Annotated in this window: 26 protein-coding genes and 2 pseudogenes; 14 read left to right on the forward strand and 14 right to left on the reverse strand. The window is 74.9% G+C overall.

From position 1 onward, the window contains the following. The first annotated feature begins 25 nt into the window (after positions 1–25). Positions 26–403, forward strand: a complete 378-nt coding sequence (locus BLW63_RS14135) for a VOC family protein (protein WP_091157403.1) — start codon at positions 26–28, stop codon at positions 401–403. A 12-nt stretch (positions 404–415) separates the two neighbouring features. Here BLW63_RS14135 and BLW63_RS14140 read toward each other — a convergent pair whose 3' ends face one another. The 5 genes and pseudogenes from BLW63_RS14140 to BLW63_RS14155 all read right to left on the reverse strand — a co-directional run bounded on the left by BLW63_RS14140 (position 416) and on the right by BLW63_RS14155 (position 4,881). After that, positions 416–1,381 (reverse strand): ROK family protein, encoded by a 966-nt coding sequence (locus BLW63_RS14140; RefSeq protein ID WP_170856772.1) that lies wholly within the window; start codon positions 1,379–1,381, stop codon positions 416–418. A 78-nt stretch (positions 1,382–1,459) separates the two neighbouring features. Next, positions 1,460–1,594: pseudogene (locus tag BLW63_RS28945) on the reverse strand (winged helix-turn-helix transcriptional regulator); the annotation flags it as partial. A 4-nt stretch (positions 1,595–1,598) separates the two neighbouring features. Then, positions 1,599–2,546 (reverse strand): carbohydrate ABC transporter permease, encoded by a 948-nt coding sequence (locus tag BLW63_RS14145; protein ID WP_091157412.1) that lies wholly within the window; start codon positions 2,544–2,546, stop codon positions 1,599–1,601. After that, a complete protein-coding gene (locus BLW63_RS14150) occupies positions 2,546–3,481 on the reverse strand; it encodes a carbohydrate ABC transporter permease (RefSeq protein WP_211517111.1) in 936 nt (311 codons plus the stop codon). Before BLW63_RS14150 ends, BLW63_RS14145 begins: the two co-directional genes overlap by 1 nt. Positions 3,482–3,495: 14 nt before the next feature. After that, positions 3,496–4,881 carry an ABC transporter substrate-binding protein gene (locus BLW63_RS14155; RefSeq protein ID WP_091157955.1) on the reverse strand — a complete coding sequence of 462 codons (1,386 nt, stop codon included), beginning with the start codon at positions 4,879–4,881 and terminating at the stop codon, positions 3,496–3,498. A gap of 185 nt (positions 4,882–5,066) precedes the next feature. Between BLW63_RS14155 and BLW63_RS14160 the strand changes: the two genes are divergently transcribed. Further along, complete coding sequence (locus BLW63_RS14160) at positions 5,067–5,873, forward strand: sugar phosphate isomerase/epimerase family protein (protein ID WP_091157416.1); 807 nt, start codon at positions 5,067–5,069, stop codon at positions 5,871–5,873. Further along, a complete protein-coding gene (gene ggh / locus BLW63_RS14165) occupies positions 5,870–7,252 on the forward strand; it encodes a glucosylglycerate hydrolase (protein ID WP_211517112.1) in 1,383 nt (460 codons plus the stop codon). Before BLW63_RS14160 ends, ggh begins: the two co-directional genes overlap by 4 nt. 127 nt (positions 7,253–7,379) lie before the next feature. Here the strand turns inward: ggh and BLW63_RS14170 are convergent, their stop codons facing one another. Then, positions 7,380–9,089: an alpha-glucosidase gene (locus tag BLW63_RS14170; RefSeq protein WP_091157420.1), complete on the reverse strand. Its 1,710-nt coding sequence runs from the start codon at positions 9,087–9,089 to the stop codon at positions 7,380–7,382. A gap of 58 nt (positions 9,090–9,147) precedes the next feature. Between BLW63_RS14170 and BLW63_RS14175 the strand changes: the two genes are divergently transcribed. Beyond that, the gene (locus BLW63_RS14175; RefSeq protein WP_244522575.1) at positions 9,148–9,894 is read left to right on the forward strand and encodes an SDR family oxidoreductase; all 747 of its coding nucleotides are present in this window, start codon (positions 9,148–9,150) and stop codon (positions 9,892–9,894) included. Positions 9,895–10,056: 162 nt separating this feature from the next. On the opposite strand, the gene BLW63_RS14180 is transcribed toward BLW63_RS14175, so the two are convergent. Next, the gene (locus tag BLW63_RS14180; protein WP_091157430.1) at positions 10,057–10,446 is read right to left on the reverse strand and encodes a VOC family protein; all 390 of its coding nucleotides are present in this window, start codon (positions 10,444–10,446) and stop codon (positions 10,057–10,059) included. A gap of 97 nt (positions 10,447–10,543) precedes the next feature. Between BLW63_RS14180 and BLW63_RS14185 the strand changes: the two genes are divergently transcribed. Next, positions 10,544–10,921: an FKBP-type peptidyl-prolyl cis-trans isomerase gene (locus BLW63_RS14185; protein ID WP_091157433.1), complete on the forward strand. Its 378-nt coding sequence runs from the start codon at positions 10,544–10,546 to the stop codon at positions 10,919–10,921. 99 nt (positions 10,922–11,020) lie between these two features. Next, positions 11,021–11,671, forward strand: a complete 651-nt coding sequence (locus BLW63_RS14190) for a DsbA family oxidoreductase (protein WP_170856773.1) — start codon at positions 11,021–11,023, stop codon at positions 11,669–11,671. Here the strand turns inward: BLW63_RS14190 and BLW63_RS14195 are convergent. From BLW63_RS14195 to BLW63_RS14205, 3 genes are all read right to left on the reverse strand, one after another. Then, positions 11,668–12,630, reverse strand: coding sequence for an NAD(P)H-dependent flavin oxidoreductase (locus BLW63_RS14195; RefSeq protein ID WP_091157439.1), 963 nt, complete (start codon positions 12,628–12,630; stop codon positions 11,668–11,670). The genes BLW63_RS14190 and BLW63_RS14195 overlap by 4 nt on opposite strands. A gap of 24 nt (positions 12,631–12,654) precedes the next feature. Continuing rightward, positions 12,655–12,897 carry an acyl carrier protein gene (locus BLW63_RS14200; protein WP_091157444.1) on the reverse strand — a complete coding sequence of 81 codons (243 nt, stop codon included), beginning with the start codon at positions 12,895–12,897 and terminating at the stop codon, positions 12,655–12,657. A 78-nt stretch (positions 12,898–12,975) separates the two neighbouring features. Then, entirely contained in the window at positions 12,976–13,209 is a 234-nt protein-coding gene (locus BLW63_RS14205; protein ID WP_091157448.1) for a hypothetical protein, read from the reverse strand. Positions 13,210–13,282: 73 nt separating this feature from the next. On the opposite strand from BLW63_RS14205, the gene BLW63_RS14210 reads away from it, so the two are divergent. Both BLW63_RS14210 and BLW63_RS14215 read left to right on the forward strand, forming a co-directional pair. Next, positions 13,283–13,612: a metalloregulator ArsR/SmtB family transcription factor gene (locus BLW63_RS14210; protein ID WP_091157452.1), complete on the forward strand. Its 330-nt coding sequence runs from the start codon at positions 13,283–13,285 to the stop codon at positions 13,610–13,612. Further along, positions 13,609–14,121 carry an SRPBCC family protein gene (locus tag BLW63_RS14215; RefSeq protein WP_091157456.1) on the forward strand — a complete coding sequence of 171 codons (513 nt, stop codon included), beginning with the start codon at positions 13,609–13,611 and terminating at the stop codon, positions 14,119–14,121. The genes BLW63_RS14210 and BLW63_RS14215 overlap by 4 nt, the downstream gene beginning before the upstream one ends. On the opposite strand, the gene BLW63_RS28575 is transcribed toward BLW63_RS14215, so the two are convergent. Then, the gene (locus BLW63_RS28575) at positions 14,097–14,411 is read right to left on the reverse strand and encodes a hypothetical protein (protein ID WP_211517113.1); all 315 of its coding nucleotides are present in this window, start codon (positions 14,409–14,411) and stop codon (positions 14,097–14,099) included. The two genes, BLW63_RS14215 and BLW63_RS28575, sit on opposite strands and share 25 nt — an antisense overlap. Positions 14,412–14,569: 158 nt before the next feature. Beyond that, a pseudogene (locus tag BLW63_RS28950) lies at positions 14,570–15,187 on the reverse strand (oxidoreductase); the annotation flags it as partial. A gap of 312 nt (positions 15,188–15,499) precedes the next feature. Here BLW63_RS28950 and BLW63_RS14225 point away from each other — a divergent pair. From BLW63_RS14225 to BLW63_RS14250, 6 genes are all read left to right on the forward strand, one after another. Continuing rightward, positions 15,500–17,314, forward strand: a complete 1,815-nt coding sequence (locus BLW63_RS14225; RefSeq protein ID WP_091157459.1) for a phosphoenolpyruvate carboxykinase (GTP) — start codon at positions 15,500–15,502, stop codon at positions 17,312–17,314. Positions 17,315–17,512: 198 nt separating this feature from the next. Further along, complete coding sequence (locus BLW63_RS14230) at positions 17,513–18,727, forward strand: MFS transporter (RefSeq protein WP_091157462.1); 1,215 nt, start codon at positions 17,513–17,515, stop codon at positions 18,725–18,727. Positions 18,728–18,745: 18 nt separating this feature from the next. Next, complete coding sequence (locus BLW63_RS14235) at positions 18,746–19,153, forward strand: rhodanese-like domain-containing protein (RefSeq protein WP_091157466.1); 408 nt, start codon at positions 18,746–18,748, stop codon at positions 19,151–19,153. 35 nt (positions 19,154–19,188) lie between these two features. Next, a complete protein-coding gene (locus tag BLW63_RS14240) occupies positions 19,189–19,836 on the forward strand; it encodes an acVLRF1 family peptidyl-tRNA hydrolase (RefSeq protein ID WP_244522576.1) in 648 nt (215 codons plus the stop codon). A gap of 120 nt (positions 19,837–19,956) precedes the next feature. Further along, positions 19,957–21,969 (forward strand): HelD family protein, encoded by a 2,013-nt coding sequence (locus tag BLW63_RS14245; protein ID WP_091157470.1) that lies wholly within the window; start codon positions 19,957–19,959, stop codon positions 21,967–21,969. A 100-nt stretch (positions 21,970–22,069) separates the two neighbouring features. Further along, positions 22,070–24,442: a transglycosylase domain-containing protein gene (locus BLW63_RS14250; RefSeq protein WP_091157474.1), complete on the forward strand. Its 2,373-nt coding sequence runs from the start codon at positions 22,070–22,072 to the stop codon at positions 24,440–24,442. Here BLW63_RS14250 and BLW63_RS14255 read toward each other — a convergent pair. After that, the gene (locus tag BLW63_RS14255; RefSeq protein WP_244522577.1) at positions 24,415–25,278 is read right to left on the reverse strand and encodes a YihY/virulence factor BrkB family protein; all 864 of its coding nucleotides are present in this window, start codon (positions 25,276–25,278) and stop codon (positions 24,415–24,417) included. The genes BLW63_RS14250 and BLW63_RS14255 overlap by 28 nt on opposite strands. Next, on the reverse strand, positions 25,272–26,825 hold the full coding sequence (locus BLW63_RS14260; RefSeq protein WP_091157477.1) for a phytoene desaturase family protein: 1,554 nt from the start codon (positions 26,823–26,825) through the stop codon (positions 25,272–25,274). The genes BLW63_RS14255 and BLW63_RS14260 overlap by 7 nt, the downstream gene beginning before the upstream one ends. Positions 26,826–26,830: the final 5 nt, after the last annotated feature.

Here is a 26,830-nt window from a genome sequence, read left to right on the forward strand (position 1 = left end):
TGGTTCGTCCACGCCAGGAGGTCCCGTGCGCATCACCGCCACCGCCGTGTCGCTGAACGTCGACGACGTCCCCGCCAGCAGTGCCTTCCTCGTCCGCCACTTCGGCTTCCGCGAGGAGATGGCCGCCGACGGCTTCGCCTCGCTGACCCGCGAGGACGCCGGCATGAACGTCGCCTTCCTGCGCCGCGGTCTGCCCACGCTCCCGGCCGACCAGCGCGACGTGCACGCGGCCGGGCTGATCCTCGCGTTCGTCGTCGACGACCTCGAGGGCGAACTGCGCCGGCTGCAGGACGAGGGCGTGGCGATCACCATGCCGCTCACCGTCGAGGAGTGGGGTGAGCGCGCCTTCCAGGTCCGCGACCCCAACGGCGTGATCGTCCAGCTGGTCGACTGGAAGGGCTGAGCGGATGCAGCGTCAGGGCACCGGCTGGCGCCGGCCGGCGAGCGCGCGGTCCACCGCCTCGGCGGAGAGCACCTCCTCGAGCGCCAGCCGGGCCGCGCCGACCACGCCCGCCCGGTCGCCCAGGCCGCTGGCCACCACCTGCAGGCCCCGGGCGGACTGGGGCTGGGTGCGCTGGTACAGCCGCTCGCACACGGCGCCGACGAAGTGGTGGACCAGCGCCAGGTCCCCGCCCAGGGCGAGGACGCGCGGGTTGAGCAGGCTGACCGCGGTCGCCAGGACGTCGCCGATCACCAGCCCCGCCTCCCGGACCAGCCGGGTGGCCTCGGCGTGGCCGGTCGACGCCAGCTCGACGACCGACCGGCTGTCCGGGACGTCCTCCCCCTGCTCGCGCAGCGCCCGCGCCAGCGCCCGTCCGCTCGCCGACGCGGCGAGGCAACCGCGGGCGCCGCAGACGCACAGCGGGCCGTCGTCGGCGCTGGTGATCCGCACGTGCCCGATGTCGCCCTCGGCGCCGTCGGCGCCCCGCAGCAGCCGGCCGTCGACCACCACGCCGGCGCCGATGCCCGTCGCGACCTTGACGAACAGCAGCGGCGAGGAGCCCGGCCACGCGGTGTGGTGCTCGCCCAGCGCCATGGCGTTGGCGTCGTTGTCGACCACGCAGACGACGCCGAAGCGCCGTTCCAGGAGGTCGCGCACGGGGTGGTCCTGCCAGCCCGGGAGGACGGGCGTGTGGTGCACGACCCGGCCGGTGGCGACGTCCACCGGGCCCGGCACGCTGACCCCGAGACCGAGAACCCGGCCGGCGACCACCCCGGAGGCGTCGAGCATCTCCCGCCAGCGCTGCTCGACCCAGCCGAGCACCGGCTCGGGGCCGTCGGCGAGCCGGATCTCGTGGACCGCCTCGGCCAGCGGGCGCCCGGACAGGTCGCACAGCGCGAGAGTGGCGTGCGCGGCGCCCAGGTCGGCGGCGAGCACCACCCCGCCGGACCCCTCGAGGCCGAGCAGCTGCGAGGGCCGGCCGCGGGCGGAGGCCTCCTTGCCCGACTCGCGCAGGTACCCGGCGTCGACCAGCAGGTCGACGCGGGCGGCGACGGTCGAGCGGGACAGCCCGGTGAGCTCGATCAGGTCCCCGCGGGTCCGGGCCCGGCCCCGGCGGATCAGGTCGAGCAGCTGTCCGGCGCGTTCACCCAGGTCCTCACCCCTTCTCGGCGCCGGCGGTCAGGCCGCCGGTGAGAAGCCTCTCGGTGGCGAAGAACAGTACGACGATCGGCACCGTCAGGATCACCGATCCGGCCATGAGCACCGTCGTGGGGATCTCGATGCTGCCCGCGAGCTGGGAGAGGCCCAGGGACACCGTCCACCGCGACCGGTCATCCACCAGGAACAGCAGCGCGAACAGGAACTCGTTCCACGCGATCATGAAGACGAACAGGGCGTTGGAGAGGATCGCCGGCATCGCCAGCGGCAGGGTGATCCGGCGCATGATCGTGAACCGGTCGGCGCCGTCGACCGCGGCGGCCTCCTCGATGCTGGCCGGCACGGTCTGGAAGTAGTTGCGAAGCATGTAGATCGCCACCGCGACGGTCTGCGAGACGTACACCAGCACGAGCGCCGGCAGGGCGCCGCGCAGCCCGACCCGGGTGAAGAACACGAACAGCGGGACGGCGAGCAGGATGCTGGGGAACAGGTACACGGCCAGGAACAGCACACCGATCCGGCGCCGGCCGGGGAACCGCAGCCGGGCCAGGGCGTACGAGCCCAGGACGGCGAAGACGAGCGTCACCGCCACCGTGCCCAGCGCGACCACGCCGCTGGTGGCCATGAAGCGCAGGAAGCCCTGCCCGCCGGAGTCGGTGGGGGCCAGCACGTCGCGGTACGTGTCGACCGTCAGCTCCGACAGCGCCGGCCACAGCCGAGCCGGGGCCTGCAGCAGCGAGCTGAGGTCCCGGAGGGAGAGCAGCACCATGTAGTAGAAGGGGAACAGGGTGAACAGCACCAACCCCGCGATCACGAGCCACCGCAGCACGCCGAGCACCCGGGTCTCGACGGTGTTGCGCGACCAGCCCCGCCCCGCCGGGGAGCCGCTGCGCCGGGTCTCGGGTGCGGCGGGGGACTCCGCCGGCACGGTCGCGATGCCCGCCATCAGGCCACCTCGTCCTTCGCCGCGAACCGGTAGTACACCGTGACCAGCACCAGCAGCACGGCGGACAGCACGAGCGCCTGGGCGGACGCCGCGCCGATGTCCCCACGGCTGATCAGGAAGTCGAACACCCGCACGCTGATGACGTCGGTACCCGCCCCGCCGCCGGTGAGCAGGTAGATGTCGTCGAAGTTGTTGAAGGTCCAGATGAAGCGGAGCAGCGCGAGCACCGCGATCGTGGGCAGCAGCTGGGGCCACACGATGTGGCGGAACAGCTGCGTCGGGGTGGCGCCGTCGACCCGGGCGGCCTCCTCCAGCGTGGCCGGCGCGGCCTGCAGGCGGGCGGTGATGAAGAGGAAGGCGAACGGGAACGAGCGCCACATCTCGAAGACGATCACGGTGAGGAGGGCGCTCGGGCGCTCGGACAGGAACGCGATGGGCTCGTCCCAGCCGAGCAGGCCCGTGCCCAGCTCGTTCACGACGCCGAACTGGGGGTTGAGCATCACGCCCCAGACGAACGTGGCCGCCACGACTGGCGCCACGTAGGGCAGCAGCAGCGACGCCCGGACCAGCGTGCGGCCGCGGAAGCCGCGGCGCAGGGCCAGCGCGGCGACCAGCCCGAGCCCGATCGACGCCGCCGTGCCGCCGCCGGCGTACATCAGCGTGGTGACCAGCGAGCTCCAGAAGCCGGGGGAGCCGAACACGTCGGCGAAGTTGTCGAACGTGTAGTCCCCGAAGAGCCCGGCGGTGCGCAGCCGGATGAGCCGCAGGTCCTGGAACGCGAGCACCACCGTCCACAGGATCGGCAGCACCACGAGCACCAGCACGAGGACGACGGTGGGTGAGATCAGGGCCCACCCGGTCCGGGCCTCCCGTGCCCGCAGCGTCCCGCGGCCGGGAGCCCCGGGCTCCCGGCCGGCCTGCCGACGTGCGGACACCGCCGGACCCACCGTCAGTCCAGCGACGAGGCGATCTCGCGGAGCGCCTCGGCCGCCTGCTGGGCCGCCCCCTGCGGGTCGACCTCGCCGCCGGTCATCGCGGCGATCGCCTGGGGGACGGGCAGCTCGCCGAGGGAGGCCCCGATCAGCGCGCCCTGTCCCTGCGGGATGCCCCACGGGGAGATGGTGTCCGGGGCCGTGCGCACCGCGTCGAGGACCTCGGGCGAGTAGAAGTCCGACAGCGGCGCCTTCGTGTCCACGCCCGCCGGCAGCGTGGCCCAGGCGTCGATGAACCGCGTCGGTTCCTCGGCGGTGCCCTGCCGGGTCGGCACCTTGCCCTCGGGCGAGAAGCCGATCCACTGCTCGTAGCCGTCCTCCATCATGTAGCTGACGAAGTCGGCGGCGGAGGACTGCGCGTCGGCCGTGACGGCCCAGGAGACGACCTCTCCGAACTGTGCCGGCTCGTCCCCGTCCGGCCCGGAGATCGCGGTGACCACGCCGCTGTTCTGCGCGAGGAAGGCCGGGTCGGCCGTGCACTCGGGGCAGGTCGGCAGCGCGTCGGCCCGCAGGCCGGCCATCTCGTCGAGGATGAACGAGGACCACACCACCATGGCCGACTGCCCGGCGAAGTAGGCGGCGCGCGTGGTGTCGACGTCCTGCGCCCCCGCCACCGAGAAGTCGCTGATCAGCCGGTCGTAGAAATCGAACGAGGCCACGCAGGGTTCGCTGTCGAGCGTGACCTCCCCGGCCTCGTCCACCAGCTGGCAGCCGTTGCCCAGGGCGAGGTGCTCGAAGGTCTGCTGGGTGAACGCGTCGTTCGGCACGGTGGCCCCGACGAACCCGGCACGCTCGGGGCTGTCCAGCGCCTGTGCGGCGGCGAGGATGTCGTCGTAGGTCTCCGGTGCGGCCAGGCCCGCAGCGTCGAAGAGGTCCTGGCGGTACACGAGCAGCTGCGCCCAGCCGTCGCTGGGCACGGCGAGCTGGGTGTCGCCGTCGCGGGTCAGTTCCAGCGCCCGCTCGGAGAACGTGTCGGCCCCCAGGCCCTCCACGACGGAGGCGGTCACCTCGGGGTCGATGAACTCGTTGGTCGCCAGCAACTGGACGCCGGCCAGCGGCAGGGCACCGATCACGTCGGGCAGCTCGCCCGCCGCGGCCGAGGAGGTCAGGAGCTGGTTGAACTGGTTCGGGTCGACCGCGACCAGCTCGACGTCGACGCCGCTGCTCTCGGTGAAGGCGGCGGCGATCTCCTCCTGGACGGCGAGGCGGTCGGGGAGGTTCTCCAGGGTCCACACCGTCAGCGGGCCGCCGTCCTCGCCACCCCCGGAGTCACCTCCACCGCAGGCGGCGAGGAGGACCACTGCCCCCGCCGCCGCCACCGAGACCCTGACCCGTCGCTGCATCGCGCCCATCAGCTCCCATCGGCATCGCCGGCGCCGTTGCCGGACTCCGGACAGTAGCGGCCATCGCGTGACCGGGGCCACCGCGCGGGATTGTGCCGACGGAACACGCATAAAGCGCCGAGGAGCAGCGATAACATGCTGGCGTCCGTACCGATACGACGCCGACGCGGTGGCGGGGGTGTCGCGTGAGACTCGCCGTCCAGGAGCAGTTGCTGCCGGGGGCCACGCTGCAGGCCAGGTGGGACGTCGCGCTGGCCTGCGGTTTCGAGGCCATCGAGCTGCGGGGCGCCGGTGGGCACGCGCTGCGCCGGCGGCTGCCCGAGCTGCGGGCGGCCCGGCGGGACGGCGTGGTGATGCCCACGGTCTGCGTCGACATGGACCACTTCATCGGTGACTTCGACCCGGGACGCCGCGCCGACGCGATCGCCAACATGGCCACCCAGCTCGCCGTCATCGCCGAGCTCGGCGGCGTGGGGGCGATGACGCCGGCGTCCTGGGGGATGTTCTCCCGGCGGCTGCCCCCGTTCACCCCACCCCGCACGGCCGAGGCCGACCGCGAGGTGCTGCTCGACGCCCTGGGCCGGCTGGGCGAGGTCGCCGCCCGGGAGGGGGTCCTCCTGCTGCTCGAGCCGCTGAACCGCTACGAGGACCACATGGTGAACACCCTCGCGCAGGCGGCGGAGCTGGCGAGGGCGACCGGGCTGGCCAGCGTGCAGGTGGGCGCGGACACGTACCACATGAACATCGAGGAGGCCGACCCGCCGGCGGCGCTGCGGGCGGTCGCGGACCGGCTCGGCCACGTGCAGGTCTCCGACACCAACCGCCTCGAACCCGGCGCCGGCCACCTGGACTGGCCGGCGCTGCTTCGGTCCCTGGACGCGATCGGCTACGGCGGCCACCTCGCGTTCGAGTGCCGGCTGTCGGGGGACCCCGCCCGGGTGCTGCCCCGCGCCACGGCACTGCTGAGGTCGGCGCTGCGGGCGGCAGCGTGACGACAGCCGCCGGAGCATCGCAGCGAGATGCCCGACTGGCAGCCCGCCCTGCCGGCGTCCGCGGCGCCGGGCTCGCCGCCCGCGCTGCCGCGGTCCTGCGGGGGAACGACACCGGGGTGATGGTCCGGGCCGCCCCGCACCTCTACCCGCACCAGTGGAGCTGGGACGCCGCGTTCGTCTCGGTCGGCCTCGCCCACCTCGACCCCGGACGCGCGTGCGCCGAGCTGGACCACCTGTTCCGCGGGCAGTGGCGCACCGGCATGCTCCCGCACATCGTCTTCGACCCCGACGAGACCACCTACTTCCCCGGGCCGGACCGCTGGGGGTGCGCCGAGGTCACCGACGACGCGCCGGTCGCCCCCCGGACCAGCGGCATCTGCCAGCCCCCGGTGCAGGCCCTGGCCGTCGAGCGGATCGTGACCCTCGCCGAGCGCCGAGGCCCAGGGGCGGCGGCGCGCGTCCGGGCCTGGCTGCCCGGGGCCTACCGCCGGCTGCTGGCCTGGCACCGCTACCTCGTGCGCGAACGCGACCCGCTGCGCACCGGGCTGCTCGCCATCCACCACGGCTGGGAGAGCGGGATGGACAACTCGCCGCGGTGGGACGGGCCGTACTCCCGTGTCGCCGTCCGCCCCGACCTCGCGCCGTACCGCCGCCGGGACACCCGGGTCGTCCGCGATCCCGCCCAGCGCCCGACCCACCTCGAGTACGACCGGTACCTCAGCCTCGTCGCGGAGCTCCGGGGGGCCCGCTACGACGACGCCCGGATCCGCGTCACCACGAGCTTCCTGGTCACCGACGTCCTCGCCTCCGCCGTCCTCGCCGCCGCGAGCGACGCGCTGGCCGGGATCGCCCGCTCCCTGGGGGCCGGCGAGGTCGCCGAGCTCGAGGAGCACGCCGAGCGCTTCCGGACCGGCGTCGCGGGCAGCGTCGACGCCGGGCTGGGGCTGGCCCTGGACACCGACCTGCGGACCGGCGAGCCGCTGCGCGCGGAGACGGCGGCCGGGTTCGCCCCGCTGCTCTGCGGCGGGCTGGGGGCGACGGCGGAGCGGGAGATGGTGGCGCTGCTGCGGTCCGAGCGGTGGACCGGGCACCCCGGGCTGCGGCACGCAGTCCTGCCCAGCACCAGCCCCGCGTCGCCGGCTTTCCGGCCCCGCGCGTACTGGCGCGGGCCCAGCTGGCCGGTGGTCGACTGGCTGGTCGTCTGGATGCTGGGGCGACGCGGCCGGGCCGACGTCGCCGGGCCGCTGCGCCGCGCGGTGCTCGACGAGCTGGCTGGGGGCTCGTTCGCCGAGTACCACGAGCCGTTCACCGGCGAGCCGCTCGGTAGCGCCGCCCAGTCCTGGACCGCGGCGGCAGCCCTGGACCTGCTGCTCGGCTGAGAGGACCGGTGAGAGGACCGGCCCCCTTGCAGGGTCCCCGGCCCCGTCCAGGGCCCCGCCCCGAGCGTGCGAGGGGTGGGGAGGACGGGGTCCTCTTACGAGCGGTGGGGGGCAAGGGGGTCCTTCGTCAGCGGGGCCGCAGCACCCGGGCCTCCCACGGCCGCAGGACGCCGGGGTCGCCGTCGTCGACCAGGTTCCTGAGCACCAGCTCCGCGCCGACCGCCCCGGGGAGCAGCGCGCCGAGAGGGTGGGTCGAGGCGCCGAGGTTGCAGACGACGAGCAGCGTCGCGCCGTCCAGGCTGCGGGTGAAGGCGTACAGCTCGTCGTGCTCCGGCAGCAGCATGGTGAAGTCACCGAGCGCGACCACCGGGTCGTCGTGCCGCAGTGCGATCAGCCGCCGGTGGTGGGCGAACACCGAGGTCTGGTCGTCGCGCTGCGCCGCGGCGTGCCAGTCCGCGTGGTCGGGGTTGACCGCGATCCACGGCTTGCCGGTGGTGAAGCCGGCGTGCTCCGAGGCGTCCCACTGCACCGGGGTGCGGGCGTTGTCCCGGCTCATCCGGCGCAGCGCGGCCAGCACGTCGGCCGGGTCCTCGCCGTGTGCCACGGCCTGCGCGAAGTGGTTGAGCGACTCGACGTCCCGGAAGTCGTCGATGCCGGCGAACGGGGCGTTGGCCATCCCCAGCTCCTCGCCCTGGTAGACGTAGGGCGTCCCGCGGTGCAGGTGCAGCAGCGTGGCCAGGCAGGTGGCGGAGTCCCGGCGGTACCGCGGCGAGTCGTCGCCGAAGCGGGAGACCGCGCGCGGCTGGTCGTGGTTGTCCCAGTAGAGCGAGTTCCAGCCGACGTCGGCCAGCCCGGCCTGCCAGCGCCCGAACGAGGTCTTGAGGTCGCGCATCCGCAGCGGCCGCGGGCGCCACTTGGTCTCGTCGAAGTCCAGCCCCACGTGCTCGAACTGGAAGACCATGTCCACCTCGGCCCGCGCCGGGTCGGTGAACAGCCGCGCCTGCTCCACCGTCACGCCCGGCATCTCGCCGACCAGGAGCAGCTGCTCGGAGTGCCCGGCGAACACCGCACGGTGCATCTCCTGCAGGAACTCGTGGATCCGCGGCCCGCACAGGTAGGACGCCGACCCGTCGCCGTAGGGCAGGCCGGGCAGCGGGGGGCCGTCGTGCAGCTCGCCGTCCGGCCCGACGTCCTTGCTGATCAGGTTGATGACGTCCATGCGGAACCCGTCGACCCCGCGGTCGAGCCACTCCCGCATCATCGCGTACACCGCGGACCGGACCTGCGGGTTCTCCCAGTTCAGGTCGGGCTGCTTGCGGTCGAACAGGTGCAGGTAGTACTCGCCGCTGGCCTCGTCGAGCTCCCAGGTGGAGCCGGAGAAGAAGCCGTGCCAGTTGGTGGGCTCGGCGCCGGGCTGCCCCGCGGCCATCCCCTCCCGCGGCGGCCGCCACCAGTACCAGTCGCGCTTCCGGGAGTCGGGGGACGACCGGGACTCTCCGAACCACGGGTGCTCGTCGCTGGTGTGGTTGACCACCAGGTCCATGACCAGCTTCATGCCGCGGTCGTGCAGCGCCGCGATCAGCTCGTCGAGCTGCGCCAGCGAGCCGAAGAGCGGGTCGACGCCGGTGTAGTCGCTGATGTCGTAGCCGTTGTCGGCCTGCGGCGACGGGTAGATCGGCGAGAGCCAGACGACGTCGACACCCAGGTCGGCGAGGTGGTCGAGGCGCTGCAGGACCCCGCCGAGGTCGCCGATCCCGTCGCCGTCGGAGTCCTGGAACGAGCGCGGGTAGACCTGGTAGACGACGGCGCGGGTCCACCACGGGGGATCGGCGGGCATGCGCCCAGCCCAGCACGGCGGGCGGCGTCCCGCACCCGCGCCGCGCTACGGTCCGACCGTGCCTCCTGGTGTGGTTCTCGTGACCGGCGGCAGCCGCGGCATCGGCGCGGCGACCGCGCGCGCCGCGGCCGCGGCCGGCTGGTCGGTCGCCCTGACGTACCGGGACGACGAGGCGGCGGCCGCCGACGTGGTGACCGGCATCGAGGCGGCCGGCGGGACCGCCCGCGCCGTCCGCGCCGACGTCTCGGTCGAGGACGACGTCCTGGCCGCCTTCGCCGCCGCCGAGGGCCTGGGCCCGGTGACCGGGCTGGTGGCCAACGCCGGCATCGTGGGGGAGCGGGCGCGGGTCGACGAGCTGACGGCCGAGCGGGTGCAGCGGATGTTGGCGGTCAACGTGCTCGGCACCGTCCTGTGCTGCCGGGAGGCGGTGCGGCGGATGTCCACCCGGCACGGCGGCTCCGGCGGGTCGGTCGTGCTGCTCTCCTCGGCCGCCAGCCGGCTGGGCTCACCCGGGGAGTACGTCGACTACGCCGCCAGCAAGGGCGCCGTCGACACCCTCGGCGTCGGGCTGGCCCGCGAGGTCGCGGATGAGGGCGTCCGGGTCAACGTCGTGCGGCCCGGGATCATCGAGACCGAGATCCACGCCAGCGGGGGCCAGCCCGACCGGGTCGCACGGGTGGGGCCGACCGTGCCGATGGGCCGCGCCGGGCTGCCCGAGGAGGTCGCGGCCGCCGTCCTGTGGCTGCTGGGGAACGACGCGGCCTACTGCACCGGCAGCCTGCTCGACGTCGCCGGCGGCCGCTGAGGGGCCCCGTCCCGAGGCCCCGGCCCCGTTCCGGGTCCCGCCCCGGGCTTCGATCGGCCCTCCTGCAGGGCCCGCCGCGAGCCTGCGAGTGGCGGGGGGCAGGAGGGTCCTTCGCGGGGAGGACGGGGTCCTCCTCCGAGGGGTGGGGAGGACGGGGTCCTTTCAGGAGGCGTGCCAGGTGTGGTGCACGGCCTCGACGTTGTTCCCGTCCGGGTCGCGGAAGAAGGTGCCGTAGTAGCCCGCGTGGTACTCCGCCCAGACCCGCGGCTCGTGCAGGATTTCCGCGCCGGCCTCCCGGGCCAGCGCGTACACGGCGTCGACGTCCGCGCGGGAGTGCGCCTGCAGGGCCAGGTGCACCGGCCGCACGCCGCCGTCCACGAGCGCGCCGAGCCACAGGCGCGGGAAGCGCTCGGGACCGGCCAGGCCCACGACGAGGCCCTGCGGGCCGTCATACCGCATCACCGTCCGGACGTCGAGTGGCGCGAAGACCCGGGTGTAGAAAGCCTCCGAGGCGGCGACGTCCGCGACCTGGAGCGCCAGGTGGTCGATCACGGCACCGGACCGTAGCCCGCCCGGCGACCTCGCGGGGGCGCTGTTTGGATGAGGGCGACCGTCGGGACCCACCCGGCACCGACCCCCAGGAGAACCGATGGCCGAGCCCACCCGCCCCGACGTCGAGCCGCCGACCGGCCCCGCCCCCGATGACGTGGTGATCGAGGAGATCACCGTCGGCGAGGGCCCGGAGGCGAAGGCCGGTGACCTGGTCAGCGCCCACTACGTCGGCGTCACCCACGACGGCGGCGAACAGTTCGACGCCTCCTGGGACCGCGGCGACCCGCTCGAGTTCCGGCTCGGTGTCGGCATGGTCATCCAGGGCTGGGACGAGGGCATCCAGGGGATGCGCGTCGGAGGTCGGCGCCGGCTGACCATCCCGCCGCACAAGGCCTACGGCGACCGCGGCGCCGGCGGCGTCATCAAGCCCGGCGCGACGCTGATCTTCGTCGTCGACCTCGTCGGCGTGCGGTGACACCGCCGGCCCGCCCGCCGGCGAGGTGACCCCCGGCGACGTCGGGCGCGACTCCGACCTGGCGGAATGAGCCGGTCCGGCCCGCCGTTGGTGCGGTCCGTGCGCATCGAGGTCTGGTCCGACGTCGTCTGTCCGTGGTGCTACATCGGCAAGCGCCGACTGGAGGCCGCGCTCGCGCGGTTCCCGCACCGGGACGAGGTCGAGGTCGTCTGGCGGTCCTTCCAGCTCGACCCCGGCACCCCCGAGGGCGAGACCCACCCGACCCTTCCGGCGCTGGCCGCCAAGTACGGCCGCCCGGTCGAGGACGTGCGGCAGATGATGCGGCACGTCGAGGACACCGCCGCCGGTGAGGGCCTGCGTTACGACCTGGCGAGCGGGGTCAGCGGCAACACGCTGCCGGCCCACGAGGTCCTCCACCTCGCCGCCGAGCGCGGACTCCAGGGAGCGGTGAAGGAGCGGCTCCTGCACGCGCACTTCGAGGAGGGACGCTCGGTCTTCGACGCCGACTCGCTCGCCGTGCTCGCGGCGGAGGCCGGCCTGGACGAGGCCGAGGTCGGCACCGCGCTCGCCGACCACCGCTACCGGCCCGCCGTCCTCGCCGACATCCGCACCGCGCGGGAGCTCGGCGCGACCGGCGTGCCCTTCTTCGTGGTCGACCGCAGGTACGGCGCCGCCGGCGCCCAGCCCGCCGACCTGCTGCTCCAGGTGCTCGAGCGGGCGTGGGCGGACGCCGGCTCCCTCGCGCGCTAGTCCAGGAGGTCGACCGCGGCGCGCAGCGCCCGCTCGGCGTCAGCGGCCAGCTGCCGGACGACGTCGGCCGCGGGCCGCTCACCGGTGACCAGCCCGACCGACTCCCCGGCGTAGAGCGGCGCGGCAGTGAGGTCGCCGGTGCTGCGGGCCTCCACCACCCGCCGACCGGCCTCGGGGTCGCGGGCGAGCTCGGCCTCCCGGCCGTGCCACTCCCGGCAGAAGTCGTTGGCCACGGCGCGCCCCGGCCACCGCTCTGGCCAGGCCAGCCCCTGCGCCACGTCGAAGGCGCGGGTGAGCACGGTGTCCTCGCCCGCGGCCGCGCAGACCCGGGCGCGGGCGGCGGGGGAGTTGAGCCCCTCGGGGCAGGCCAGCAGCGGAGTCCCGATCCACACCCCGGCGGCGCCGGCGGCCAGTGCCGCGGCGACCCCCGCCCCGGTCGCGATGCCGCCGGCGGCCAGCACCGGCCGATCGGCCAGGGTCAACACCTCCTGCAGCAGCGGCAGCGTGGCCCGCTGCCCGGTGTGCCCCCCGGCCTCGGTGCCCTGGGCGACGAGCAGGTCGACGCCGGCGGCCTGCGCGCGCCGGACGTCGCCAGCGGTGTTGACCTGGGTGGCCACGGCGATGCCCGCGTCGTGCAGCCGGCCGGTGGCGGGCGCGGGGTCGCCGAAGGACACCGACACCAGCACCGGGCGGGCGGCGATCGCCGCGTCGAGGAGCTCGGGGCGCTCGGCCAGCGCCCACACCATGAGCCCGATGCCGAACGGGAGGTCGTCGGCCGCCGGGATCGCGGCCTGCTCGGCGACGAAGTCGGGTGTCGCGGCGTTGCCCACGCCGATCATGCCGAGCCCGCCGCCGAGGGTGACGGCGCGGGCGAGAGCGCCGCCGGCCACACCGGCCATCGGGGCCCCGACGACCGGTGCGGCCAGGTCGAACGTCCGGGTCAGCGGTGTGCGGATCACACCGCCATGGTGCCGGTTCCGCGGCTACTGGGTGGCGGGTCCGCCCTGCTCGGTCCCCGAGATCTGCCGCAGGAACTCGTGGCAGCGCCGCGCCCGCGCGGAGTCCTGCTCCATGACCTCGCGGAAGAACGCCGCGATGTCCTGCAGGCCGGCGTTGTCCGCGTCGCGGACGTACTGGCCGTAGTCGTGGCCGGCCTTGAGCGAGTGGTACTGAACCGAGATCAGGTCGTAGGCGACGTCCTCGAAGCCGGTCTCACCGGTGGCCATGGCGGTCCTCCTCTTCGTCGAGGGACTGGGGGACCCGATGGTGCCCGGTCGGCGGGTCGCGAAACGGACCGGCCCGTCTCAGTCGCGCGGTGCCTCGGAGAACGCGCCGCCGGTCACGTCGCCGCCGCCGGCGTCGTCGGCCGCGTCCCGGCCGGCGGTCAGGCCCTGCTCGGCCAGCTCGTCCTCGCCGGAGGACACGGCGTCGTCCGCCGTGGAGGCCAGGTCCTCGCCCTGTCCGTAGGCGCCCGGGTCGGCCTGCAGGGTGCGGGGATCGTTGAGCGGGTCCGGGACGTCGGGGTCGGTGACGGTCATGGCTTCCTCGTGCCCGGCCGGTCCGCGCGCCAACCCCTGGCCTCACGTGTAACCGATGTGTTACGCATTCCCCGTGGAGACGCTCGCGGCGCTCGCCGACCCGACCCGGCGCGAGCTGGTGGCCCTGCTGGCGCGGGGCGAGCTGGCGGCCGGGGAGCTCGCCGCGCGGTTCCCGGTCAGCCGCCCGGCGATCAGCCGGCACCTGCGGGTGCTGCGGGAGGCCGGCCTGGTCTGCAGCCGGGTGGCGGGACGCCGGCGGCTCTACGCGCTCGACCCGCGGCCGTTGCGGGAGCTCGACGACTGGCTGGAGCCCTACCGCGATCTGTGGGCCCAGCGGTTCGACGCACTGGACACCGAGATCGCCCGCGGCCGGCGGGCCCGGAGGAGCGGAGAGACCCCATGACCGTGCAGGACGCGATGGCCCGCCGCGGCGTCGTCACCACCGAGGCCGACGGCCGGCAGCGCCTGGAGTTCCGCCGCTCCTGGCCCGACCCGGTCGAGGACGTGTGGTCGGCGCTCACCGAGCCCGACCGGATGGCCCGCTGGATCGGCACCTATGACGGCGAGCGCGGCCCCGGCGGCACCGGCACCTTCACGATGACGCACGAGCAGGAGCCGGCCGGCGAGCCGATGACGGTGGTCGAGTGCGACCCGCCGCGGCGGCTCGTGGTCTCCTGGGCGGGCCAGGACGACTGGACCGTCGAGCTGGACCTGTGGAGCGAGGACGGCCGGACGGTCCTGCGCTTCCGCCAGGTCTTCGCCGCGGACGCCGACGTCGCCGACTTCGCCGCCGGCTGGCACTGGTACCTCGACAAGTTCGACGCCGAGGTCGGCGGGCGCCCCGCCCCGCGGGACTGGGACGCCTTCGCCGCCGACGTCGCTCCCGTCTACGGACGCACGCCGGAGGCCTGACCCTGCACCTGGACCGGGTCCGGCCCGGTCCACGGGCCCAGTGTGGTGAGCAGCCGGTCGCGCGCGGCCAGCCGCGGCCCGGCCTGCACCGGGAAGACGTCGTGGCTGCCGGTGAGCTCCCGTGCCGCCCGTGCGGCGAAGTTGGGGTCGTCCTGCGCCTCGCGCGCGACGGCCACGAGGTCGGCGAAGCCCTGGTCGACGACCGCCTCGGCCTGCCGGGCGTCCACGATGAGCCCGACGGCCATCGTGGCGATGTCGGCCTCCGCACGGATACGGGCGGCGTGCGGCACCTGCTAGCCGTTGCCGATCGGGTGGTGCCAGCCGCCGCCGAGGCCGCCGCCGGAGACGTCGACGGCATCCACCCCGCGGGCCGCAGCTCGCGGGCGAGGGCGACGGTGTCCTCCAGCGTCACGCCGTCGCGGGATCCGTCGACCGACGAGACGCGCACGAAGACGGGCCGGTCGTCGGGCCACGCCGCGCGCACGGCCTCGACCACCTCGAGCGGGAACCGCATGCGGCCCTCGCGCGAGCCGCCGTACTCGTCCGCACGCCGGTTGGTCAGCGGGGAGAGGAACTGGTTGAGCAGTAGAAGGACCCCGTCCTCCCCACCCCTCGCAGGCTCGGGGCGGGGCCCTAGACGGGGCCGGCGAACGCGTCGCGGACCTCGGCCAGCTCGTCGACGGTCAGCGCGTGCGGCGTGGGCCAGCCCGGCGACCGGCACCGCGCTGGCCGACACGGTGGGCCACGGCTCCTCGCCGGGGTGCGCGTTCTCCGGCGTCACCGCACCCTCGCCGTCCCAGGGCCGCTTGCTGCTGGCCTTGGCGCCGGCGTGCGCCAGCTGGATGCCCGCCAGCGACCCGTGTGCGTGCAGGAAGTCGACGACCCGGGCCATCCCGGGCACGTGCTCGTCGGACCACAGGCCGGTGTCGCCGTGACTGACCCGGCCCTCCGGCGTGACCCCGGTCGCCTCGACAACGACGAGGCCGAAGCCGCCCAGCGCGAATCGGCCCAGGTGCACCAGGTGGTAGTCGCCGACGAAGCCGTCGGTCACCGCGTACTGGCACATCGGGGCCACGACCAGCCGGTTCGGGAGGGTGACCCCGCGGAGGGTCAGCGGGGTCAGGAGGGCCGGGGCGGTCGGCTGGGGTGTCCACGGTTCGAGTCAACGCACGGCGCCACCAGGGACTGCCGGCCCGCGGGGTAGACGTCTTATACGTAACATCTCTCACGGTTACAGTGGTCGTCCCCGCCGTTACGCTCTCCGGATCCGGAACCCCACCGGTGCCTGTGGCGCCGCGGCGGTCCGGACGACAGCTGAGCAGGACGAACACCAACGCCGGCGGCACTCACCCCGGTGCACCCAGAGGATGGAGACGCCGTGACTTCTGTGGCCACCCCCGGTCTCGACAACGCCCCGACCACCCACACCCGGCTGCTCGCGTGGGTGCGGGAGATGGCCGAGCTGACCACCCCCGACCGGGTCGTCTGGGTCGACGGCAGTGACGAGGAGTGGGAGCGGCTCACCCAGCGGCTGGTCGAGGCCGGGACCTTCACCCGCCTGCAGAAGAAGCCCAACTCGTTCTGGGCCGCCTCCGACCCCAGCGACGTCGCGCGCGTCGAGGACCGCACCTTCATCTGCTCGGTCGACGAGGCCGACGCCGGTCCCACCAACAACTGGATGGACCCGGCCGAGATGAAGTCGATCATGACCGGGCTGTACCGCGGGTGCATGCGCGGCCGGACCATGTACGTCATCCCGTTCTGCATGGGCCCGGTCGAGGCCGAGAACCCGATGTTCGGCGTCGAGCTCACCGACTCCGAGTACGTCGTCGTCTCGATGCGGGTCATGGCCCGCATCGGCAGCGCGATCCTCGAGGCGATGGGCGAGGACCGGCCGTTCGTGCCGGCGATGCACTCCCTGGGCGCCCCCCTGGAGGAGGGCCAGCAGGACGTGCCGTGGCCCTGCAGCGACACCAAGTACATCGTGCACTTCCCCGAGGAGCGCACGATCTGGTCGTACGGCTCGGGCTACGGGGGCAACGCCCTGCTGGGCAAGAAGTGCTACTCGCTGCGCATCGCCTCGGTGATGGCGCGCGACGAGGGCTGGCTCGCCGAGCACATGCTGATCCTCAAGCTGACCAGCCCGCAGCAGAAGAGCTACTACGTCGCCGCGGCGTTCCCGTCGGCCTGCGGCAAGACCAACCTGGCGATGCTCGAGCCGACCATCCCGGGCTGGAAGGTCGAGACCCTGGGCGACGACATCGCCTGGATGCGGTTCGGCGAGGACGGCCGGCTCTACGCGCTCAACCCCGAGTACGGCCTCTTCGGCGTCGCCCCGGGCACCGGCTGGCACACCAACCCCAACGCGATGCGCACCATCGACAAGGGCAACTCGGTGTTCACCAACGTCGCGCTCACCGACGACGGCGACGTCTGGTGGGAGGGCATGACCGACGAGCCCCCGGCGCACCTGACCAGCTGGAAGAAGCAGGACTGGACGCCGGAGAGCGACCAGCCCTCCAGCCACGCGAACAGCCGCTTCTGCACGCCGATCACCCAGTGCCCGATCCTGGCGCCGGAGTACGAGGACGCGAAGGGCGTGCCGATCTCGGCGATCCTGTTCGGCGGCCGCCGCAAGACCACGATCCCGCTGGTCACCGAGGCCCGGGACTGGAACCACGGCGTCTTCCTGGGCGCGACGCTCTCCTCGGAGACGACGGCCGCCGCCACCGGCGCCGTCGGCGTCGTCCGCCGCGACCCGTTCGCGATGCTGCCCTTCATCGGCTACAACGCCGGTGACTACTTCCGCCACTGGGTCGAGACGGGCAAGGCGCACGACGCGACCAAGCTGCCGAAGATCTTCTACGTGAACTGGTTCCGCCGCGACGAGGACGGCGGCTTCCTGTGGCCGGGCTTCGGCGAGAACAGCCGGGTGCTCAAGTGGGTCGTCGAGCGGCTCGAGGGCACCGCGGCGGCCGAGGAGACCGCGGTCGGCCACGTGCCGACGCCGGACTCGCTGGACGTCTCCGGGCTGGACATGACCCGCGAGCAGGTCGACAAGGCCCTGGCCGTGGACAAGGACGAGTGGCGCGCCGAGGTCCCGCAGATCACCGAGTGGTTCGAGAAGTTCGGCGACAAGCTGCCCAGCACCCTCTGGGACGAGCTCGCCATCCTGGAGCACCGGCTCGCCTGAGCCGGCCCGGCCGGCTCCTCCGAGCCGGCCCCGCAGGGCCCCGCACTGTCAACGGCGACCGGTGCGGGGCCCTGCGCCGTGCTGCGCCGGCACCCCGCCGGAGCAGCACGGCGCCACCGGGCCGGGGCCGTACGGGTCGGTTAGCGTGGGTCGTCGTACCAGCGCCACCCTCACCTGAGACGACAGGTCGCCCTCCCCGTGCTGAACCCGTACCTGCACGTGCTCCGCACGCCGCACGCGCTGCCCATGGTGCTGGCCGCCTTCGTCGGCCGGCTGCCGCTGTCGATGGTCGGCCTGGGCTCGGTGCTGCTCATCGCCTCGGAGACCGGCAGCTACGGGCTCGGTGGGGCGGTGGCCGCCACCGGCGCCGTGACGACGGCGATCTCCGGCCCGCTGCTGGGCCGGTGGGCCGACACCCACGGCCAGCGGCGGACGCTGCTGCCGGTGCTCGCCGTGTTCGTCGCCGCGGGCTGCGTGTTCCTCCCGGCGGTCAAGGAGGAGTGGCCGCGCTGGATCCTCTTCGCCTCGGCCGGGCTGGCCGGCGCCTGCATCCCGCCGGTCGCCTCGATGATCCGGGTGCGGTGGACCCACCTGCTGCGCGGCACGCACCGGCTGCCGGCGGCGCTGGCGATGGAGTCGGTGGTCGACGAGTTCGTCTTCATCATCGGCCCGGTGCTGGTCACCTTCCTGTCCACGACCGGGCACGCCACCTCAGGGGTGGTCACGGCGTTCGTCCTCGCCGTCGTCGGGAGCCTGCTCTTCGCCGCCCAGACGCGCACCGAGCCGCCGCCGCACGGGCACGCCGCCCGCAGCGGCCCGACGGCGATCCGCTCGCCGGGCATCCGGGTGCTCTTCGTCGTCGGCGCCGCCGTGGGCGCGGTCCTCGGCAGCCTCGAGATCGCCCTGGTCGCGTTCGCCGACGAGGCCGACGCGATGCCGCTGTCCGGCGTCCTCATCGCCGCCCTCGCGGTCGGGTCCATGGCCAGCGGCATCGGGTGGGGGAACGTGCACTGGCGGCACCCGCTCCGGCACCGGCTGGTCGTCGTCCTCGGGGTGCTGACCGTGCTGAGCCTGCCGCTGGCGCTGGTCGGCGACGTGTGGCTGATGATCCCGTTCGTGGTGCTCGCCGGGCTGGCGATCTCGCCGTCCCTCATCAGCTCGTTCACGCTGGCCGAGGTGCTGGTGCCGCGCTCGGCGACCACCGAGGCGTTCACCTGGATCGGCACCGCGCTCGGTCTCGGGGTGGCCGTCGGCTCCTCGGCGGCGGGCAAGCTGGTCGACACGACGGGGGCCAGCAGCGCCTTCTGGGTGGCCACCGTCGCCGCCGCGGTCGCCACGGTGGTCGTCGCCCTCACCCAGCGGCTGCTGCACGTGCCCGCCGAGCACGCCGCCGAGCCCGCGATGGCCCGCTGAGCGGTCAGGATGGAGCCCGTGGAGACCCCGCCCGGCCCCCGGTCCATCGACGACGTGCTCGACGAGACGCGCGGCCGCCTGCACCGCCTCGAGCCTGCCGAGGCCGCGGCGCGGGTGGCCGCGGGCGCCCTGCTCGTCGACACCCGCCCGGTCGCCCAGCGCGAGGCCGACGGCGAGGTGCCCGGCGCGCTCGTGGTGGAGCGCAACGTCCTGGAGTGGCGGCTGGACCCGGCCAGTCACGCCCGGCTGCCGGAGGCCACCGACCACGACGTCGAGGTCATCGTGCTGTGCAACGAGGGCTACGCCTCCAGCCTCGCCGCCGACTCGCTGCGCGCCCTGGGCCTGCACCGCGCCACCGACGTCGTCGGCGGGTACCAGGCCTGGGCCGCGGCCGGACTGCCCACCACCCGGGACGCCGAGCGCTGACCCGCGCCCGACCCGCCGCCGGTGGCGGCCGGCAGGTGCGCGTTCCGCCCGAGCGCCTGGGGCGCTGGCTGGACGGCGTCGCCGCCCGGCACGGCGCCTTCGACAGCGTCGGGCTGGTCGACGGGGCGGTGCGGGTGACCTGCGCGGACACCACCGAGGTCACCCTGAGGGCGCCGTTCGACTGGCGGCCCGGTCCCGCGCTCCTGACCTCGTTCACCGCCGCGGCCCGGGTGCCGCACCGCGCCGCCGTCCTCCTGGCCCGCCGCGGACGGTGGGCGGTCGGGGTGTTCGACGGCGCCGACCTGGTGGTCTCGAAGGTCGACGCTCGGCAGGTCCAGGGGCGGACGGCGGCCGGTGGCTGGTCGCAGCAGCGCTTCGCCCGGCGGCGGGCCCACCAGACCGACGCGGTGGTGGGCGCCGCGGTCGAGACCGCCGTCCGGGTGCTGCTGCCGCACGCCGGCGGGGTCGAGGCGCTGTTCACCGGTGGCGACCGCGGTCTGGTGGACGACGTCCTGGCCGATCCGCGGCTGCGGGCGCTGGCCGCGCTGCGCCGCGGGGCCGCCCTCGAGGTCGGTGACCCGACGAAGGCGGTGCTGCTCGAGACCCCGTCGCAGTTCCGCGCCGTTGACGTGCACATCGTGGAGCCCGGGGAGCGCCCGCCCCCGTCCCCGCGACGATCATGAGGTTCCGGTGGCGGCGCGCCGGCGTCCACCCGCGAGTCGCCACCGCACGTCCGTGATCGCCGGGGGGCGCGCCGGAAGTCCGTCGACGGACCACGCACCGCCGAGTAACGTCCTCCGACCGTGTCCGCTGCATCGAGCGAGACGACCACCCCCGCCGATCCCGTCCTCACCGCCGAGCGCGCCCACCTGGCGCGCGCGGCCGACTGCCTGACCGGCATGCGCGCGGCGACCTCCGCCGTCGTGGACGCCGGCGTGGACGCCTGGGCCTCCGAGCGGCTCGGCGCCGCCCGCGCCGAGCGGTTGCGCGCCCTGGCCGCCGACCCCGGCGTCCCCCCGTTCTTCGGGCGCACCGACACCGCGACCGAGACCTTCCACATCGGCCGCCGGCACGTGCGCGACGCCGACGGCGCCCCGGTCGTCATCGACTGGCGGGCGCCGATGAGCCGGCCGTTCTACCGGGCCAGCGCCGCCGATCCCCAGGGGCTGGTGCGCCGTCGCCGGTTCGGCTTCTCCGGCGGCGAGCTGACCAGCTACGAGGATGAGCTGCTCGGGGTGGGGGACGCCGCCCCGGGCCGGCTGCTCGAGCAGGAGATCGAGCGCCCGCGGTCCGGGCCGATGCGCGACATCGTGGCCACCATCCAGCCCGAGCAGGACGCGATCGTGCGCGCGCCACTGGCCGAGTCGGTCTGCGTGCAGGGCGCACCGGGCACCGGCAAGACCGCCGTGGGCCTGCACCGGGCGGCCTACCTGCTGTACACGCACGGCGGGCAGCTGGCCCGCACCGGCGTCCTCGTCGTCGGGCCCAACCGCGCGTTCCTCCGCTACATCGAGCAGGTGCTGCCCACCCTCGGCGAGGTCGACGTCGAGCAGACCACCGTCGCCGAGCTCACCGCGCGGGTGCCGGTGCGCGCGGTCGACGCCCCGGCGGTCGCCGTCCTCAAGGGCGACGCCCGGCTGGCCGAGGTGCTGCACCGCGCCCTGTGGGGCTCGATCGCCAAGCCGGCGGACGACGTTCAGGTGCCCCTGGCCGGGCGCCGCCGCCGCGTGCCGGTCGAGCGGCTGAAGCGGTACGTCGACGACCTGCGCCGGCGTGGGCGGGCCGGCGAGGACCAGCAGGTGCTGCACCACGCCGCCGGGCGCGAGCGGCTGGCGATGCTGCTGGCCGAGGACGCCCGCCGGCAGGCCGAGGCGGCCGGCGGCAGCCCGACGGACGCCGAGACCCGCCGGGCCGCCCGCAGCGCCGAGGTCCGCGCGTTCTGCGACGCGGTCTGGCCGGCGGAGGACGCTGCGGCGCGGGTGCACGCGCTGCTCACCGACCCCGCCGTGCTGGCCCGGGCCGCCCGCGGCGTGCTCGACGACGCCGAGCAGGCGCTGCTGCTGCGCCCGGCCGGCCCGCTGCGCAGCGCCCCGTGGACCGAGGCCGACGCGGTGCTGGTCGACGAGGTCGCCGGGCTGCTGGAGCGCACCGCCGGCCACGGGCACGTGGTCGTCGACGAGGCGCAGGACCTCTCGCCCATGCAGTGCCGCGCCATCGCCCGCCGGCTGGCCGCCGGGTCGCTCACCGTGCTCGGCGACCTCGCGCAGGCCACCAGCCCGTGGTCGACGGCCGACTGGGGCCGCACGCTGGCCGGCCTGGGCCGCCCGGACACCGAGGTCCGGCCGCTCACCCGCGGCTACCGCGTGCCCGGCGAGGTGCTCGAGTACGCCAACCGGTTGCTGCCGGTGATCGCGCCCGGGCTGCCGGCCGCCACCGCGGTGCGCCGCGGCTCCGGCTCGCTGCGCATCCGCGCCGAGGGCCCGCTGCCCGACATGGTGCGCGAGCTGGCCGCCACGCCGGGCTCGGTCGGGGTGGTCTGCGCCGACGCCGCCGTGCCCGAGGTGACCGGGGCGCTGGTCGCGGCCGGGCTGCCCGCGGCGGTGCTCGACGAGGACGGCGACGCGGGGTCGCTGGCCGTCGTCCCGGCGACGCTGGCCAAGGGGCTGGAGTTCGACGCGGTCGTCGTGGTGGACCCCGCCGCGATCGCCGCGGCCGAGCCGCGCGGGCTGCACCGGCTCTACGTCGTCCTCACCCGGGCGGTCAGCACCCTGGTGGTGCTGCACGCCGGTGACCTGCCGGAACTGCTCGCTGCGTGACAGGTGTGGCGTGCGCGGGTCACGATGTCCGGCGGCGCGGCGCGCATCGTTGTGGACGACGTCGATTCCTGTTCGAGTGGCACTCCACGGAAGGGGGCCCATGGACCTGCGCACCGACCCACGGGCCAGGACGCTGATCAAGCTCGCCGCGACGGTCGTGGTGGCCGGAGCACTCGTCGCAGGACTCCTCTTCCCCTGGGTCGGCGGGCCCGCGGTGGCCGCCCAGCAGTCGACCAGCCTGCTCGGCGACCTGCCCACGGAGCTCACCGTCGACGCCCCGCCGGCCAACACCGTGCTGCTGGCTGCGAACGGTGAGGTCATCACCTCCTTCTACGAGGAGAACCGCGCGCCGGTGCCCAGCGACGGCATCGCCGAGGTCATGAAGCAGGCGATGGTCGCCATCGAGGACGCCCGCTTCTACGAGCACCACGGCCTGGACGTGCAGGGCACCGCCCGCGCGCTGCTGACCAACATCGCCGCCGGCGGCGTGCAGGAGGGCGGCTCCACGCTCACCCAGCAGCTGGTCAAGCAGACCCTGCTGCAGACCGCCGACACCCCGGAGGAGCGCCGCGCGGCGACCGAGCAGACGATGGGCCGCAAGCTGCGCGAGGCCCGGCTGGCGCTGGCCCTCGAGGACGCCTACTCCAAGGACGAGCTGCTCACCCGCTACCTCAACCTCGTGTACTTCGGGCGGAACGCCTACGGCGTGCAGCCGGCCGCGCAGGCCTTCTTCGGCGTCGACGCCGCGGCCCTCACCCTGCCGCAGGCCGCGCTGCTGGCCGGCCTGGCACAGAGCCCGACCCAGGACGACCCCTTCACGAACCCCGAGGCAGCCACGGCGCGCCGCAACGAGGTCCTCTCCCGGATGGCCGAGCAGGGCCTGGCCGACCCGGCGGAGGTCGCCGCCGCGCAGGCCGTCCCGCTGGGCCTCGCCCCCGCACCGGCCCCGCGCCGCGGCTGCGTGGAGGCGACGGTCGGGGCGTTCGTCTGCGACTTCGTGCAGCGCTACCTGATCCAGCAGCTCGGCATGACCCAGCAGCAGCTGGACAACGGCGGCTACGTCGTCCAGACCACGCTGGACGCCGACCTGCAGCGCGCCGGCGACGCCGCCGTCCTCGAGACGCTGTCCATGGGCAACTCGCTGGCCGGCATGTTCACCGCCGTCGAGCCGGGCACCGGCCGCCTGCTGGCGATGAGCGTCAACCGCGTCTTCGGCTACGACCAGGACGACCCGGCGCAGGAGTCGTACAACCTCAACGCCGCGCCGAGCAAGGGCTCCGGCTCGACCTACAAGGTGTTCACCGCCGCGGCCGCGCTGGACCGCGGGTTCTCCAGCTACTACACGCTGACCACGTCGGACCCTTACGTCTCCCGGGTCTACCGGGACGGCACCGGGCGCTACGACGTCGAGAACGCCGGCACCTACCGCTCGACGCTGGACCTCACCACCGCGCTGTACCAGTCGTCCAACACCTACTTCCTCGCCCTCGAGGACGCCCTCGGCAGCGTCGAGCAGCCGGTGCGGATGGCCGAGCGGATGGGGCTGTTCCAGTACAGCGACCCCGCCCTGCCGCAGCAGATCATCGACGAGAACCGGGGCTCCTTCACCTTCGGCTCCGAGGCCACCAGCCCGCTGGCCCTGGCCAGCGCCTACTCCACGCTGGCGGCCGGCGGCACGCAGTGCGACGTCGTCCCGGTGACCGCGGTGCTCGACCAGCACGGCGACCCCGCGCTCGGGCCGGACGGCGAGCCGCTGGCTGTCGGCGACCGGTGCACCCCCGAGGCGATCAAGCCGGGCGTGGCGAACACGCTCAACCAGATGCTCCGCAAGGACGTCGAGCCGGGGTACTCCGGCGCGACCGGCACCCGCGCCTACGTCCCGGGCCACCAGATCGCCGGCAAGACCGGCACGTCGCAGGACAACGACTCCATCGCCTTCGTCGGGTACACCCCGGAGATCGCCGCGAGCGTCATGGTGCTCAACCCCAAGGAGAAGCAGAACGTCGGCGGGTTCGGCGGCGGCAAGGCGGCCACCGTCTGGCGCGACGCGATGGCCCCGATCCTGGAGGCCCGGGGCAGTGGGGAGTTCCCGCCGGCCGACGAGGTCGTGGAGAACGGCAACACCCGCCCCGTGCCGGGCTGCACGTCGGTGCGGGCCTGCCGGGCGGCGCTCGAGGAGGCCGGCTTCCAGCACACCACCGTCGAGATCGACAGCGCCCGGCGCTCCGGGACCCTGCTGGGGACCAGCCCACCGCGCGGCGCCCGCGCGGTGCAGGGCCAGGTCGTCTCCATCCTGGTGAGCAACGGCGAGGACTACGCCCCGCCGGCGCCCGACCCGGAGCCGCGGCAGCAGCAGCCGGACGGGCCCCCACCGTTCGCCGAGCCCCCGCAGGGGCCCCCCGAGCCGGCGCCCGAGCAGGGCCCGGGTGACGACGGGGAACCGGGTCAGGACTGGGGAGGCCGCGACGGCTGAGCCCCGCCGCGGAGCCGGTCGTCGAGGGACTGGGTGAGCAGCCAGCCCCCGATCACCACCAGGTGCAGCAGGAACAGCCACAGGATGATCGCCACGACCGCGCCCACGGCGGTCAGCCCGCCGAACGGCGCCCCGAGCGCCAGGGGCAGGGCCAGGAAGAGCACGAAGCCCTGCAGGAATCCCGACAGGCACGCGGCGGTGAACAGCACGCCGCCGAGCAGGGCCGGCCAGGACAGTCGCCGTCCCCCGGCAATGACGCCGTAGCCCCAGAGCAGGGGCACCGTGAGGGCGAACAGCACCGAGTAGTAACCGACGAGGAAGCTGCCGACGTCGTTGCCCCGTTCCTCCAGCTCGGCCATCCCCGAGGCCGCCAGCAGCAGCGGGTACGTCAGCGCGGGAAAGGCGGCCACCAGGGGCATGGCCAGCAGCCGGCCGCGCCAGCCGGTCAGCGTGTCCCGCTCCGTGGTGAAGCGCAGCAGCGCCCGGCGCAGCCCCTCGCCGTAGAAGGACAGCGGGAGCAGCGCGAGCACGAACTCCAGCAGGTCCATCGACACCCCGGCGTCGACCAGGGTCCGCACGGCCGCCGGCGCGCCCAGCTCGGCGGGCAGCAGCTCGCCGAGCCGGTCGCCGAGCGCACGGACGGTCTCCGGCGAGCTGACCAGCGAGGTCAGTGACAGGGCGACCAGCAGCAGCGGGACGACCGCGATCCCGGCGTAGAAGGTCAGCCCGGCGGCGATCAGCGCGACGTCCCGCCCGCGCAGCTGCTCGGCGACCCCGCGCAGCAGTGTCCGGGTCTCGGCGCGGGCCCGGCGCGCCGTCCAGGGTCGGCTCAGCACCGGTCCAGCAGGGCGCGGGCCGCCGCGTACCCGCCCAGGCCGCTGACCGCGCCGCCGCGCACGGTGCCGCCCGAGGAGGCGGCGACCACCCGGGGGTGCGCCGTCGCCACGCCCCAGGTGCCGACCTCCTCCGGCGTCGCGGCGACCGGCCAGGACAGGTCGCCGTGGAAGATGTGCCCGCCGGGCATCGCCAGGGACGCCTCGACGTCCAGCGGCGAGGCCGCCTGCAGGCACGGCCGCCCCTCGGCGTCCCGGGCCAGGCAGTCCAGTAGCGGCTCGGCCAGGTGCGCGTCGAGCTGGGCGACGACCCGGCGCACCGCCTCGTCGCGGGTGCCGTCGGGGTCGTCGCGGAACAGCCCCGCCGGGGTGTGCAGGCCAAACAGGGTCAGCGTGTGCCAGCCGGCGGCCCGCTCGGCCGGGCCCAGCACCGTCGGGTCGGTCAGCGAGTGGCAGTACACCTCGAAGGGGACGACGTCGGGCAGCCGGCCGGCCGCCGCCTGCGCGTGCGCCGCGTCGAGCTGGGAGGCCGCCTCGTCGACGTGGCAGGTGCCGGCGAAGGCGACCGCCGGGTCCACGCCGGAGCGCAGCCGGGGCAGCCGCGCCAGCACCATGTTGACCTTGAGCTGGGCGCCGTCCGCCGAGGGCTGCGGGGCCTCGCCGAGCAGGCGGTCGAGCACGGCGGGGGCGGCGCCGCCGACCACCCAGCCGGCGTCGACGGCCCGCTCGGTGCCCTCGTCGTCGGTCCAGTGCACGGTCGCGCCGTCGTCCCGCGGCTCGACGGCCGTCACCTCCGCACGGGTGACCAGCTCGGCGCCGGCGCCGCGGGCGGCGGCGGCCATCGCGCCGGTGACCGCGCCCATCCCGCCGACCGGCACCCGCCAGCGCCCGGTGCCGTTGCCGACGACGTGGTAAAGGAAGCAGCGCCCGGCCAGGCCGTCGGCGGCGTGCACGTCGGCGTACGTGCCGATCAGCCCGTCGGTCAGCGCCACCCCGCGGACGACGTCGTGCGCGAGCGCGTCGCCGACGACGTCGGCCAGGGGGCGCTCGCGCAGGTCGTGCCAGAGCTGCTGGTCGCGCAGCCGCCCGGTCAGCTCGGCAGGGGACAGCAGCGGCTCGGTGAGGGTGGGGGCGAGGTCCTCGGCGAGCGTGGCGAGCCGGGCGTAGAACCGCCGCCAGGCCGCGAGCTCGGCGTCGGAGCCGGTCAGCGCGTGGAACGACGCCGCGGTGGCCGGGCCATCGTCCCGCTCGACGAGCAACCCCGGCCCGCCGGGGACGGCGGTGTACGAGGCGACCGCCCGGTCGGCCAGCGTCACCTGCAGGCCGAGGTCGGCGACGACCCGGTCGGGCAGCAGGCTCACCAGGTACGAGTAGGCCGACAGCCGGACGTCGAGGCCGGGGAACACCTGCCGGCTGACCGCGGCGCCGCCGGCCTCGGCGAGCCGCTCGAGCACCAGCACCGACCAGCCGGCGCGCGCCAGGTACGCCGCGGCGACCAGTCCGTTGTGCCCGGCCCCCACGACGACGGCGTCGTACCTGCGCGCTCCCACCGGCG

It is taken from the genome of Geodermatophilus africanus, from assembly GCF_900107105.1.
Lineage (GTDB): Bacteria > Actinomycetota > Actinomycetes > Mycobacteriales > Geodermatophilaceae > Geodermatophilus > Geodermatophilus africanus.